Origin of the sequence: Arachidicoccus terrestris (assembly GCF_020042345.1) — a bacterium.
Taxonomy (GTDB): Bacteria; Bacteroidota; Bacteroidia; order Chitinophagales; family Chitinophagaceae; genus Arachidicoccus; species Arachidicoccus terrestris.
The window spans coordinates 4,201,198-4,214,751 of record NZ_CP083387.1 but is presented as its reverse complement, the minus strand read 5'-3'; the positions used below and the strand labels follow the sequence as shown (position 1 = coordinate 4,214,751).

General features: G+C 44.0%; 14 protein-coding genes and 1 other RNA gene. 4 read left to right on the top strand and 11 right to left on the bottom strand.

Going from position 1 to position 13,554, the window contains the following annotated elements:
- Positions 1-53 precede the first annotated feature (53 nt).
- Positions 54-596 (top strand): hypoxanthine phosphoribosyltransferase, encoded by a 543-nt coding sequence (gene hpt / locus K9M52_RS16405; RefSeq protein ID WP_224069518.1) that lies wholly within the window; start codon positions 54-56, stop codon positions 594-596.
- Between the two features lie 20 nt (positions 597-616).
- Here the strand turns inward: hpt and K9M52_RS16400 are convergent, their stop codons facing one another.
- The 7 genes from K9M52_RS16400 to K9M52_RS16370 form a co-directional block, all read right to left on the bottom strand.
- Positions 617-1,303: a hypothetical protein gene (locus tag K9M52_RS16400; protein ID WP_224069517.1), complete on the bottom strand. Its 687-nt coding sequence runs from the start codon at positions 1,301-1,303 to the stop codon at positions 617-619.
- A 40-nt stretch (positions 1,304-1,343) separates the two neighbouring features.
- Complete coding sequence (locus tag K9M52_RS16395; RefSeq protein ID WP_224069516.1) at positions 1,344-2,738, bottom strand: FAD-binding oxidoreductase; 1,395 nt, start codon at positions 2,736-2,738, stop codon at positions 1,344-1,346.
- 59 nt (positions 2,739-2,797) lie between these two features.
- On the bottom strand, positions 2,798-3,517 hold the full coding sequence (gene dapB, locus K9M52_RS16390) for a 4-hydroxy-tetrahydrodipicolinate reductase (protein WP_224069515.1): 720 nt from the start codon (positions 3,515-3,517) through the stop codon (positions 2,798-2,800).
- A gap of 58 nt (positions 3,518-3,575) precedes the next feature.
- The gene (locus tag K9M52_RS16385; RefSeq protein ID WP_224069514.1) at positions 3,576-4,487 is read right to left on the bottom strand and encodes a DUF5683 domain-containing protein; all 912 of its coding nucleotides are present in this window, start codon (positions 4,485-4,487) and stop codon (positions 3,576-3,578) included.
- A 9-nt stretch (positions 4,488-4,496) separates the two neighbouring features.
- Complete coding sequence (locus K9M52_RS16380; RefSeq protein WP_224069513.1) at positions 4,497-5,438, bottom strand: ParB/RepB/Spo0J family partition protein; 942 nt, start codon at positions 5,436-5,438, stop codon at positions 4,497-4,499.
- 142 nt (positions 5,439-5,580) lie between these two features.
- A complete protein-coding gene (locus K9M52_RS16375) occupies positions 5,581-6,381 on the bottom strand; it encodes a ParA family protein (RefSeq protein ID WP_224069512.1) in 801 nt (266 codons plus the stop codon).
- 125 nt (positions 6,382-6,506) lie between these two features.
- Complete coding sequence (locus tag K9M52_RS16370) at positions 6,507-7,187, bottom strand: metal-dependent hydrolase (RefSeq protein ID WP_224069511.1); 681 nt, start codon at positions 7,185-7,187, stop codon at positions 6,507-6,509.
- A gap of 201 nt (positions 7,188-7,388) precedes the next feature.
- On the opposite strand from K9M52_RS16370, the gene K9M52_RS16365 reads away from it, so the two are divergent.
- The 3 genes from K9M52_RS16365 (at position 7,389) to rnpB (ending at position 9,711) form a co-directional block, all read left to right on the top strand.
- Entirely contained in the window at positions 7,389-8,624 is a 1,236-nt protein-coding gene (locus K9M52_RS16365; protein WP_224069510.1) for a metallophosphoesterase, read from the top strand.
- A gap of 67 nt (positions 8,625-8,691) precedes the next feature.
- A complete protein-coding gene (locus tag K9M52_RS16360) occupies positions 8,692-9,291 on the top strand; it encodes a thioredoxin family protein (protein ID WP_224069509.1) in 600 nt (199 codons plus the stop codon).
- 49 nt (positions 9,292-9,340) lie between these two features.
- Positions 9,341-9,711, top strand: an RNA gene (rnpB, locus tag K9M52_RS16355) — RNase P RNA component class A.
- Between the two features lie 81 nt (positions 9,712-9,792).
- Here rnpB and K9M52_RS16350 read toward each other — a convergent pair.
- From K9M52_RS16350 to K9M52_RS16335, 4 genes are all read right to left on the bottom strand, one after another.
- Positions 9,793-10,398, bottom strand: a complete 606-nt coding sequence (locus tag K9M52_RS16350) for a sugar O-acetyltransferase (RefSeq protein ID WP_224069508.1) — start codon at positions 10,396-10,398, stop codon at positions 9,793-9,795.
- A 35-nt stretch (positions 10,399-10,433) separates the two neighbouring features.
- Positions 10,434-11,666, bottom strand: coding sequence for a threonine ammonia-lyase IlvA (gene ilvA / locus K9M52_RS16345; protein WP_224069507.1), 1,233 nt, complete (start codon positions 11,664-11,666; stop codon positions 10,434-10,436).
- A 188-nt stretch (positions 11,667-11,854) separates the two neighbouring features.
- Positions 11,855-12,901 (bottom strand): ketol-acid reductoisomerase, encoded by a 1,047-nt coding sequence (gene ilvC / locus K9M52_RS16340; protein WP_224069506.1) that lies wholly within the window; start codon positions 12,899-12,901, stop codon positions 11,855-11,857.
- Between the two features lie 121 nt (positions 12,902-13,022).
- Complete coding sequence (locus K9M52_RS16335) at positions 13,023-13,541, bottom strand: DinB family protein (protein ID WP_224069505.1); 519 nt, start codon at positions 13,539-13,541, stop codon at positions 13,023-13,025.
- Positions 13,542-13,554 lie beyond the last annotated feature (13 nt).

Below are 13,554 nucleotides of genomic sequence, written 5' to 3'. Positions count from 1 at the left end.
TTTGTCCATTAAGTACAGCGATAGTCAATTTAATTAAACGATAGACACAGATTATGGTTCAGATACACGATAAAAGTTTCATCCCTTACCTTTCGGAAGCACAAATCAAGGAGAAGATAAAAGTAATGGCAGCAGGCATCTCTAAGGATTACGCAGATAAAAAGCCATTATTTATAGCTATTCTGAACGGAGCCTTTATGTTTGCCAGTGACCTGTTCAAAGAATTAACCATCGATGCAGAGATTTCCTTTATTAAGCTGGCATCATACTCAGGCACCAAATCAACGGGTAATGTATTGACCGCCATCGGACTGGATACGGATATCAATGGCAGGCACGTCATTATTATTGAAGATATTGTAGACACCGGCAAAACACTGAGCAGCTTTTTACCGCAATTGGAACACCAGAGTCCTGCATCCATTAAACTGGCAGCCCTGTTGAATAAACCGGAAGCAACAACACATCCTGTCAAGATCGACTATCTCTGCTTTTCAATCCCTAATAAGTTTGTTGTGGGGTATGGTCTGGATTATGATGGTTTGGGAAGGAATCTGAAAGAAATATATCAGCTAGACGACCATGTTCTTGTGTGAAATTAGACGCCTGAATATGCTTACCAAAGATTAATATTAAACCCGGTCCTGATAATTGCCGTAGGACGGGAGCGTAGTGTACCGCCTCCATCATAATAATTTTCGCGATAAGGAGAGTTCTTATTATTTAAGAAATCCATACCCACGCTAAAAAAGAAGCTGGATTGCCCGTAAATTCTCTGCACATACCCGATAGAACCGATCAGGCTCGGCGCAGAGGCATTCTGTCGGTCGCTCTTTACACCTTCCTTGTCGATATATCTGGAGCTAATAAAATTCTCTTCAAAAGACGCTTCAAAAAACAGAAAATCCACAGGATATACCCTGGCAAAAGGAGCTATACCCAGATTCCAGGTGCGCCATTTACCGCCATAATAGTAATCCTTATTATAGTTATAGACCGCGTTAAAGCCTACCCCCACGTCTACATACTGATTCAGGGAATAACCAATAGACGGGTTGAGGCCGAAGGCGCCGCCACCATCGCCAAAGGAAGCCAGGAAGTTACCCCCGACAAAATAATGCCGAAATTTCTGCTGCCTTTGCCCGCGGACCGGCGACTGCACTTCGTAATCATTCCCACTATCATACCCGTTGTCATTTTGATACTGGGCATAGGTATAATTCACACTCAAACCTATGAGAGCGAGAGCGGCCATCAAGAACAGTGATGCTTTCTTGAAGAATCTTCTGCTATTTTGTTTCATATTCAGTTCAACTTTTGCGTGTAGCGGGTAAAACCCTTGATCAAAGATCAAAGATTTTACCCGCATTGAGAATATTATTTGGATCAAATGCCTTTTTTATACCTCGCATCAAATTCAGCTGAGCATCATTAAAGACGATCGGCATATATTTTTTCTGGATCAGGCCAATGCCGTGTTCTCCGCTGATGGTACCGCCCAGTTTATGTACCAGCTTAAATAAATCTTCTAAAACCGCAGTCATTTCCGGATTTTCAAAACTATTGGGCTGGCCTTCTTTATTAATACGGATATGCAGATTGCCATCTCCAGAATGTCCATAGCAAACCACTTTAAAATCATGCTGCTTACCAAGTGCTTTTACACCTTTAATCAACTTTGGCAGTTCTGCCCGTGGCACCACAGTATCTTCTTCAATAGTATAGCCCTGCATTTTCACCGCTTCAGCCACCCTGCGACGTAACTTCCAGAGTTCTTCTTTCTGTTGTGCATCTTCTGCAAAAAAGATCTCTCCCGCGTCAAAATCCGCTAACAACACGGATATCTCTTCCATTTCCTGCATTAGTACGTCCATATTGTTGCCATCCACCTCTATGATCAGATGTGCTTCAATGTCATCGGATACCGGCAGGCTATGACTATCCACCATTTCGCTGACGATCTTAAGCGCATTGATTTCTACGAGCTCTAATGCGCTTGGGGTAAATCCGGCTCTGAAAATGGCGCTCACTGCCTCGCTGGCCTTTTCGACGCTGGCAAAAGGGGCGAGCATTAGCAAATCATATTTTGGAAGCGGAATCAATTTTAAAACGATCTTGGTCACAATACCCAGTGTCCCTTCACTGCCGACCATCAATTGCGTCAGGTTATAACCGGTAGAGTTTTTCAATACATTGGATCCGGTCCAGATCACTTCACCTGAAGGGAGTACCACTTCCAGATTGAGCACGTAATCTTTTACAACGCCGTATTTAACGGCTTTGGGACCGCCACTGTTTTCAGCAATATTCCCACCTATGAAACAGGAGCCTTTACTACTGGGATCAGGGGGGTAGAACAGGTTCTTTTCCTTTACAGCCGATTGCAGGACTTCAGTTATGACGCCCGGTTCCGTAGTCACCTGCAGATTGCGTTCGTCAATGGAGAGGATCTTATTGAGTCTTTCTGTAGACAGCAAAACACCGCCCAGATTTGGCAGCGCCCCGCCACTCAGACCTGTTCCACCACCTCTTGGAGTAACAGGTATTGTATGCGTATTACAGAGTCGCATGATCTGACTGATCTGATCAGTCGTCTCAGGTTTTAAAACGACCCAGGGAAGATATAGTAATCTTTCTGTCTCGTCATGGCCGTAATTGGATCTTGACTCTTCATCTGTCAGGACATTATCTGCTCCGACAATACCGGTGAAGGCCTCCAAGAGTTCTGGGGAAATCATGATAATTGATTTGCGTTTTAGATATTTTGTTTAATGATGATGACTTGATTCGTTTACTGTTAACCGCCAAACAGTACGTCCCGCATGGAATAAATGCCTTTTCTGTTTTCCAGGAATTCTGCGGCAACAACGGCGCCGGAGGCAAATCCTTTACGGTTATGTGCCGTGTGCTTGATCTCTATATCATCGATATCGCTTTTATACGTAACAACATGAGTACCGGGAGCCGGATCGATTCTTTTAGAGATAATAGCGAGTTCTTCTGCATTATGAGCAGCTTCATTGATCCAGCCTTTTTTACGAGGCAGGTTTTCCAGTATTTGCTCGGCCAGGCTGATGGCTGTACCAGAAGGCGCATCTTTTTTCTGTGTATGATGGATTTCTTCCATTTCTACATCATAGTCGGGGTAATCTTTCATCAGGCGCGCCAAATACTTATTGACTTCAAAAAACAGGTTTACGCCGATAGAATAATTGCTGCTATATAAGAATGCGGCCTCATTTTCCTTAACAGCTCCTTCCACTTCGGACCATTTATCCAGCCAGCCGGTAGAGCCGGAGACGACCGGCACGCCGTTTTCAATACACTTCAAAATATTGCCAAGGGCTGTATCCGGGCCGGTAAATTCAATGGCTACATCTGCCTGTTTGATTGATTGAGATGTAAACTCTTCCGTATTATCAATATTGATTTTAAGTACAATTTCATGGCCTTTTGCCACCGCGATCTCTTCAATGGCATGTCCCATTTTACCATATCCGATTAATGCAATTTTCATGAGCGCTTAATTTTTTTTGTTTATAGGATACCTAAGAGCCTTTGCTAATCTAAATTTTCTACTTAAAAGAAAAACTCAAACCAATACCCGGTATTCTCGCATACTGAAAATACACCGGACGCACTTTCATGCTAAGGTCATCACTTACATCAAACCCATGCAAATGCCCAAAGACGGTCGCATCTGCGATCTGTAATCCCCAGCCAAGCACTGCAGCAACGATAGAGTAGTCCCGATATTGGCGAAAAGTATTTCTGTAGTTCTGAACAGTAGAAAGAAAATTGGTAACGTAGTTTCCCCCTACTTCCTTATACCGGTTATAGGCATCCTGGAATTTCTGATCGATTTGTGCAAATTTAGTGGGGTCCAATTTCCCTTTACCACCTGAAACGACAGGCATTTCCTCAAACACCACGCTATAGGCCTGCCTGGCCGCGTTATATTCTTTACTATTGTCTATAAAAAGATAGATCGGAATCCCAACCGCAGCCACCGCCAGCGGCACTTTCCAATATTCATGGTTATATGCCTGCCCCCATCCCGGTAAAATCAGGGACCGGATCGTAGCGCCTTTAGGTGTATGCTCTTTACTTCCGGGGAGTCTCAAGGAAAACGGCTTCAGTGCTTGCTGTAAGGTACTGTCCGGTTTTACACCCGAAGTATCTACCCTGGCAGTATCTTGTATTACAGATGATAATGGCGTTGTTGACGGTGCAGCAGATGCCGGTGCTGTTGTTACAGGCAATGCTTCATTCTTATTTTTTGGGAACGTATCAACGACGCTTTTGTTTGCAGCAGTGTCTACCGCCTGCGCGCAGGCACTTATAATAAAACCAAACGTGAAATATGTGGCAATAAGAAAAATCAGGAGTATGAATCTCGTATTTACCTCTGTTCCTGGCTTCTCCTTAACTACGGCCGGTGTATGCCCCGGTGTATGAAAAAAGTAAAATGGTGAATTTTGCTGCATCACAAATCTTTATCCCACTTGAACATTCATCGTGTCTAGTAGTTTGTTCAATTCCTGCAAAGAATAATATTCAATAAGTATACTGCCATTGCCTTTTTTACTATGCGCCAGCTTTACTTTGGTTCCAAAATGAGAAGCCAGCTGGTCCTGTATCTTTTTATAGGCAGGAGGCAGGCTGCTGGTCGCAGACGCCTTCGGCTTATCTATACCGCTACCTTCATTTTGCATCTGCCGGACCAATGCTTCAGTTTGCCGTACGCTCAGTCCTTTTTCTTTAATTTCTTTAAAAGCATAGAGTTGCTTGTCTACCAGATCAAGGCTGATCAGCGCACGTGCATGTCCCATGCTGATGATTCCAAACCTAACGGCTAGCTGTACATCAGGCGGTAATTTCAGTAGACGAATGTAGTTAGCGACTGTACTTCTTTCTTTACCCATACGTTCGGCAACCTGTTCCTGTGTATAGCCCAACTCATCCATCATACGCTGATAGCTCAGGCTAATTTCAATAGCGTTAAGATCTTCACGCTGCAGGTTTTCCAAAAGCGCCAATTCAAGAATTTCTCCGTCATCGGCATTTCTGATATAGACCGGCACATCTTTAAGACCGGCGATCTTGGCCGCTCTGAACCTTCTTTCTCCTGCAATCAACCTGTATTTACCGGAAGACAACTTGCTGACAGTTAACGGCTGAATGATATCATGAATGGTAATAGAGGCAGCCAATTCCTGAAGCGCCTTTTCATCGAAATCATTTCTGGGGTTCCTGGGATTGACTTCGATTTCCCCTACAGGAATTCTGAGCGAGGTGGTGGCTTCTTCCACCACCTTAGGATTTAGGTTACCAGAAGTTGTCTTGAGGTCCGCATGAATATTATCCAGCAAAGAACGAATACCCTTACCCAAAGCCTCTTTTCCCTGTTTGGGCTTAGTTTTTGTATTTGTATTCAAGTTTAGACCTGTTTTTGATTTCGATGTTGCCATACCTAATAATAGTTGTTATGTTCCGTTTTCAGGTGCTTTCCAGGTTATCTTACAGCAAAACCGCCGATGGCGGTCCGGTGCTGCAGAACTGCTGATCTAAGCCCATACCTTATTTAATAATCTTTTTCTTTTGGGGTATTTTGGTCATGTTGTTTTTCTGCAATACCTCTTTGGCCAGATTCAGGTAATTAATGGCCCCCTTAGAGTCAGAATCATATAATACGACCGGCTTACCGAAGCTGGGTGCTTCGCTCAACCTCGTATTTCTATGAATGATCGTATCAAACACCAATTCATCAAAATGCCTGCGCACTTCACTGACCACCTGATTGCTGAGCCGGAGTCTTCCATCATACATGGTCATCAGAATACCCTCGATTTCAAGATCAGGATTCAGCCGGTTCTGTACGATCTTAATGGTATTCAGAAGCTTACCTAAGCCTTCCAGGGCAAAGAACTCACACTGAACCGGCACTACTACACTGTTAGCGGCCACCAGAGAATTTACAGTAATCAGGCCCAGAGAAGGTGAACAGTCAATAATGATAAAATCATAATCATCGGCCACGGGTTCCAATACCTTTTTAAGCACATTCTCCCTGTTAGGTGAGTTGATCATCTCGATTTCTGCGCCAACCAGATCGATATGAGAGGGGATCAGATCCAAAAAAGGAACATCGCTTTTGAGGATTACCTCGCTGGCTGGCGTCTCATTTACCATCACGTCATACAGACTGGTGGTAATATTATGTAAATCAAAGCCAATACCAGTTGTACTATTAGCCTGAGGGTCCGCATCAATTAATAATGTCTTGAATTCCAGCACAGCAAAGCTGGCTGCTAGGTTTATAGCGGTGGTGGTTTTCCCCACACCGCCTTTTTGATTGGCTACGCCAATGATTCTTGCCATATATTATAAAAATAAATTTATCCGTTCAAAGATAGTATTTCAATCGGGAAGTTAAAGAATCTATTTGATGATTTTAATAAGTAAAATTGGGTGTTCCACGTGGCAATCCAGCTTCGTGGAACAGTCTAAATGTCAATTGTTGTCCCTGCCTCGGGTAACAACAGGGTTTTGCCCGCTTTCTCGAATAAAGCCTTGGCGGCGGCAGCGTCTATTTTAATGATATCAAATGTATTATAATGGATGCCCACTATTTTGTTACATTTAATAAAATCAGCGGCGATCACCGCATCGGCTGCACTCATCGTGTAGTTGCTGCCAATAGGCAGTAATGCAAAATCAAGCGTAGACCAGTAAGGGATAAGCTGCATATCCATCGTAAGGGCGGTATCGCCCGCTGCATAAAAATTGCCCTCTGGCGTGTTAATGACAAAACCTAAGGGATTCCCCCCGTAAGTTCCGTCTGGCAACCCGGAAGAATGGATGGCGTTCACTGCTCTGAGTTCCCCAAACTCAAAATCAACAAAACCGCCTTGATTTAAGGGATGTACATTTTCTATTCCTTTGGCATTCAACCAATCCGCGATTTCTGCCCCGGCAATAACCTTCGCGCCGGTTCTTTTGGCAATCGCAATGAGGTCAGAAACATGATCTCCGTGACCATGGGTCACCAGAATATAATCTGCCTTCAAATCATCCGGATTTATACCCTTAGCAGCGGGGTTTCCTGTAATATAAGGATCAAAAAGAATATGTTTATTATTAATTACCACTGAAAAACTGGCGTGGCCATAATAGGTGAGTTGCATATGATTGAATTTTACTGATTATCTGATCACTCAGGTTAGCAAATATAATTTTTGTAGGTGATTTCGCCGAATGTTTCACAATGTTTCACAGAACATTTACCGAAAAGAAGGATTATAACATTTCAAACTTGCCTTTTCTGCGCTTAAGCCATTAAATTTGATAGACCAACAAGGGAAATATACCCTTTTTAAATGCGCAAAATGTATAGATTTTTACATGTCAGGATAATCCTGGCCCTTCTTATCATATTAGTTGACACCTATCTGTATTTTGTATTACGTTTTATTACGCAGAACTATGGCCCAAAAACGCGGCTTACCATATTTTCCATTCATTGGGGTATTAGTTTTCTAAGTATTGTCAGTCTGTTTTTTCTGGGAGCGGTAGAAGAAACCATTCGGCGTTACCTGATTACCGTTCTTGTTGGTATTCTGGTTGCAAAGCTGCTGACCCTGGTCATTTTACTTATCGACGAAACCCGTCGGGGGTTGTTTTGGACGGTTCGCCGGCTCGCACCTGCTAAATCAGAAGCAGCCAGAGAATTACAGGAAAAAATCCCGCGCTCAACCTTTCTGGTCTGGCTGGGGATGGTCTTGGGCGGTGGCTTTCTGGGCGTCTTTATGTATGGTATGACCAATAAGTATAATTACCGGGTCAGACGGGTCAGACTTCGCTTTAAAAATTTTCCCGAAGCATTTAAAGGTCTCAAGATCATTCAGCTAAGTGATATCCACAGCGGCAGCTTTGCGAATAAACCGGCTGTTTCACGCGGAGTGGAAATGGTGCTCCGCGAAAAACCGGACATGATCCTCTTTACAGGAGATCTGGTCAACGACAAGGCTACGGAGATGGATAACTATAAGGATCTGTTTAGCCGGCTGAAGGCACCTATGGGCGTATATAGTACACTGGGCAATCATGATTACGGTGATTATGCCCATTGGGATTCTGCGGCGGAAAAAGCAGCTAATCTTGAAGATCTGAAGCAAGTCCATGCCCATATGGGTTGGCGGCTGATGATGAATGAAAATAAGATCTTTGAAAAAGACGGCCAAAAGCTGGCATTGATCGGCATTGAAAACTGGGGAGCTAAGGGACATTTTCCTAAATACGGCCGGTTGGATCTTGCCTATAGGGGTACAGAAGATATCCCCTTTAAAATACTGATGAGTCATGACCCGAGCCATTGGGATGCAGAAGTCCGGCCAAAGTATGGACGAATAGACTTGATGTTGGCTGGACACACCCATGGTATGCAGTTTGGCGTAGAACTTCCACATTTAAAATGGAGCCCCATTCAGTATATGTATAAACAATGGGCAGGCCTTTATCAGGAAGGTGATCAATACCTTTATGTCAATCGAGGCTATGGATTTTTGGGCTACCCCGGCAGAGTAGGTATTCTCCCCGAAATCACGGTGCTTGAATTTGCCTAGATAACTCCAAATAAAAAAATAGTCCTAATTTTAACGACTAAAGCAAGTAATAACTAAAAACAGACCCATGATGAAAAAGTACGCATTGATTGGGAATTGGACCCTTTCTCTACTAATGGCATTATTTTTTGTTGGCACCTCCGGTAAAAGCCAGGCACAGCAATCCAAAGCTGCCGCCCCTGCTTCCGCCGATGAAATTATGACAGCAGCGAAAGCCAGAGCCGCAGCTGAAAACAAGAATGTCCTGGTCATTTTCCATGCCTCCTGGTGTGGCTGGTGTAAAAAAATGGATGCTTCTATTCAAGACCCAGGCTGTAAGGATTATTTTGATAAAAACTTTGTTATTGAACATCTGACAGTTATGGAGAACGGCGCCAATGTTGCCCTGGAAAATCCGGGCGCCCAGAAAATGCTGGAAGAATATGGTGGTGGAGAGTCAGGTATTCCTTACTGGCTGATCTTTTCCCCCGACGGCAAGCTTCTGGCAGACTCCAAATTCCACACGGATGATCCGAATAATAAAGCCAATGGGCAAAACATGGGATGTCCCGCACAACCATCGGAAGTCGATTATTTTATCAGCGTATTAAAAAAGACCTCGCAGATGTCGGATAAGGAGGCAGCTTCTGTCAGGGCCCGCTTTTTAAAGAATGCGCCGCACAAATAATATAACCGGCTGCACAATAAGCCGGCTAAAAGATCCTACCTTTGCAATGCTATAAACCCGCGCTATCGCGGCATGATTTACATGTCGAGGAAAGTCCGGACAGCATAGGGCAGCTTACCGGTGAAATGCCGGGGGTCAGTAAACTGATCACAGCCAGCACCACAGAAAATAACCGCCTGGATTCAGGTAAGGGTGAAAACGTATGGTAAGAGCGTACGGGCAGGGTTAGTAATAGCCCTGCGGGGTAAGCCTTAAGCGCTGCAATGTCACATATAGTCGGGGTTGAGAGCGGCCCGTTCGATGCCTTGTTTTTGTAACGAGGCAACCCGATGGGGTAGACAGCTACACCAAAGCAGTAATGCTTTGGGCAGATAAATGATAGTGTAGAAACAGAATCCGGCTTACGAGGTTTATAGTATTTTTTACAATGAGGTTAAAAAGAGGGCGCCCTGGAGCGAGGCTTCCTCTTTTTTTGCATTACCGATCTACATGCAATGTTTCTCAATTCCTATACTTCTCCTTATCATCGGAGGTGATCTCTCTAATTACCCTACATGGGTTGCCAGCGGCCAGCACTCCAGATGGAATATCTTTGGTGATGACGCTGCCGGCGCCGATCACTGCACCATCACCGATGGTGACTCCGGGCAATACAGCCACTTGCGCGCCGATCCAGACGTCATTACCAACACGGATGGGGTGTCCGAATTCCAGCCCGCTGTTCCGCTGCAGTTTGTCCAACGGGTGGCCGGCTGTATAAAAACCGCAGTTCGGGGCAACAAATACGTGGTCACCAAAACTGACTTTTGCACAGTCCAGTATGACAAGGTTCACGTTTGAGTAAAAATAATCCCCAATCTCTATATTATAGCCGTAATCACAGTAAAAAGGCTGTTCGATTACCGGGGCCGAACCTAGTTTGCCAAGCAACTGATACAGAATATTTAACCGTTTCTCTTTATCAAGCGGCGGTGTTTGATTATAATTAAAACAAAGCTGCTTTGCCCGCAGGAGCTCAGATTGTAACTGGAGATCCAATCCCGCATTATAGAGTTTCCCTGCGGCCAACTTCTGTTTTTCCGTTTCCCCAACTTTCTTGCTTTCCATATCCGCTTTTTTTGTGACGACTAAATGCAAAATGATCAGACCAGGAAGTTAAACAGCGTATCATCCTTATTGAGCTCTGTATAATTGATATTATGTTCCTGCATTCTTTGGATAAGGGGTACATAATCTTCCTTATTCAATAGCTCAATGCCCACAAGTGCCGTGCCGTGCTCTTTATTGGTCTTATGCAGATACTCAAATCGGGCAATATCATCGGTCGGGCCCAGCACCAGATTCAGGAATTCTCTAAGTGCACCTGGTCGCTGAGAGAACCCTATCAGAAAATAATGCTTCAGGCCTTCATATTGTAAAGAAAGTTCTTTGATTTCCGGCATACGATCGATATCATTGTTACTGCCACTGACAATACATACGACTTTCTTGCCCTTAATTTCTTCTTTAAAATCTTCTAGCGCCGCGATCGATAAAGCACCGGCTGGCTCAGCCACAATCGCATCTCTGTTGTAAAGATCCAGAATGGTAGAACAGATCCTCCCTTCCGGCACAAGTGTGGGTTTTCCTTTAATCTCCTGAAAGGCTATCAGGTTTAGATCACCGATCCGCTTAACAGCAGCACCGTCAACAAAGCGGTTAATTGTATCCAGAGTTACGGGTTCGCCTGCCTGAAGCGCAGCAGTCATTGAAGCCGCTCCTTCAGGCTCAGCGCCAATGATTTTGGTTTCCGGAGAATGTTCTTTAAAATATAACCCCACACCACCTGCCAGTCCGCCTCCGCCAACAGGCACAAATACATAATCAATATCCTGGAGATCTTCCAGGATCTCTATAGCGACTGTTCCCTGACCCTCAATGATTTTTTCATGATTAAAAGGCGGAATAAAGGTCATATGATGTTCCTGGGTATATATTCTGGCGGCTGCGGCACAGTCATCAAAAGTATCTCCTGTAAGAATAATCTCAAGGTCTGGTCCGCCGAACATTCTTGTCTGTGTAATTTTTTGTTTAGGAGTGATGCTGGGCATAAAAACCACTCCTTTAATTTTTAGCGTGTTACAGCTAAAAGCAAAGCCCTGTGCATGGTTACCCGCACTGGCGCAAACCACTCCCTGGGCTCGTATTTCTTCGGGCAGCGTGCTAATCATATTGTAGGCACCACGAATCTTATAGGAACGTACTCTTTGCAGATCTTCTCTTTTCAGATATACCTGACAATCATATATTTTGGACAGACCTTCATTTAGCTGTAATGGCGTTCTGTTGACAACAGACTTTAATCTGGCGGCTGCCCCTTCAAAATCAATTTGCATTATATTTTACATTAAATATGTTCTGCTTCTTTTATCGCAAATAGTCGTATGGCTTTCTGCTTTCGTTCTGGCAATAATACATTCAGTGTGTTGCCAGTTCTTATAATCAAAAAAGGCTGCCGTCATTGAAATCAATATAATATTTGATCTGTCGGGCAGCCTTTCTATGATAAACTATTAATTAGCCATTAGTTATTTTCAGGCCTCAGACTTCTTACGGTCTTACCAGCCTGCCATAATTCACTTTCACGCAGTTCTTTTAATTCTGCATCCAGTTTCTCACGATAATCTTTCTGACTGTTGGAATCAATAGAACGCTGGGATTCTTTACCAGTTGCAACGCTCTCATATAGATCATTGAATACGGGCAAAGTAGCATCGCGGAACTTTTTCCACCAATCCAAAGCACCACGTTGAGCCGTAGTAGAACAGTTGGCATACATCCAGTCCATGCCGTTTTCTGCGACTAATGGCATCAGAGATTGCGTTAACTCTTCTACAGTTTCATTGAAGGCTTCCGAAGGCATATGGCCTTTTTCGCGCAGTACCTGATACTGTGCAGCAAAAATACCCTGGATACAGCCCATGAGTGTGCCTCTTTCTCCGGTAAGATCGCTTAATACTTCTTTTTTGAAATCTGTTTCAAACAAGTATCCACTTCCTACTGCGATCCCCAATGCGATCACTCTTTCATAGGCTTTACCGGTGGCGTCCTGATAAATGGCATAGGAGCTGTTCAATCCGCGGCCTTGCAGGAACATACGGCGCAGTGAAGTACCGGATCCTTTAGGCGCTACCAGAAATACATCTACATCAGCCGGTGGAACAATACCGGTCTGCTCATTGAAAGTAATGCCAAAGCCGTGAGAGAAATATAAGGCTTTGCCTGCAGTCAGGTGTTTTTTTACAGTAGGCCACAGTTCGATCTGGGCAGCATCACTTAACAAATAACAGATAATAGTTCCTTTTTCGAGTGCAGTCTCAATATCAAAAAGGGTCTCACCAGGAACAAATCCATCAGCCACAGCTTTATCCCAGCTTTTAGAGTCTTTTCTCTGACCGACGATTACGTTGATACCATTATCTCTTTGATTCAGTGCCTGGCCAGGACCTTGTACTCCATAACCGATAACGGCTACTGTTTCATTTTTCAGCACCTCTTGCGCTTTCGCCAGAGGAAATTCTTCGCGGGTTACCACATTTTCTTCAACACCGCCAAAGTTCAATTTTGCCATTGTTTCTAGTTTTTTGTTTTTTTCTGATCTAATTTTTGTTTCGAAAAATTTTTGTTTACCCGTCACTGGGCTCATCCCTTAATTGGAGCCTTTATTTACGCGGTTATACGTCCGACATTGTTTAATTTAAAGATATCTTGCTTTCGCTCTGTTCTTTTTTAACCTTCCCGGCATTTAATATCACTGCCTTCTGCGCCTTAGCAATTCCCAGGTGCAGATTTTCATGGGCCAGGCAGCAATTCAGTGTATTTTCAATACTATCCATCGGAATCTGATACGTATCCGTCGCGAATGGAAACAGCTCTGTAAACACGCCGGCATGGATATCAGTCTCAATCTGATCCAGACTGCTGACCAAGAATTTTTTAATCTCCTCCACCTCCTCAGCCGTGGCTTCCACTTCCGGACGACTCCCTTTTCCAAAACGACCAGGAAACGGCAATTCCGTCTCAGGCTTAACCTGACTGCGAATATAGCAAAGTCCGGGTGTACTTACTGCTATATGTCCCAGATTCCAGATAATATTGTTATTAAAGCCTTCAGGAATCTGATTGAGCTGCCCTAACGAAAGGTCATCCATCATCCCGAGAAATAACTGTCTGGTTTTCCGTAGATAAGCAAGTGTTATATCTGTTTGCATAGGTCTGATTTAT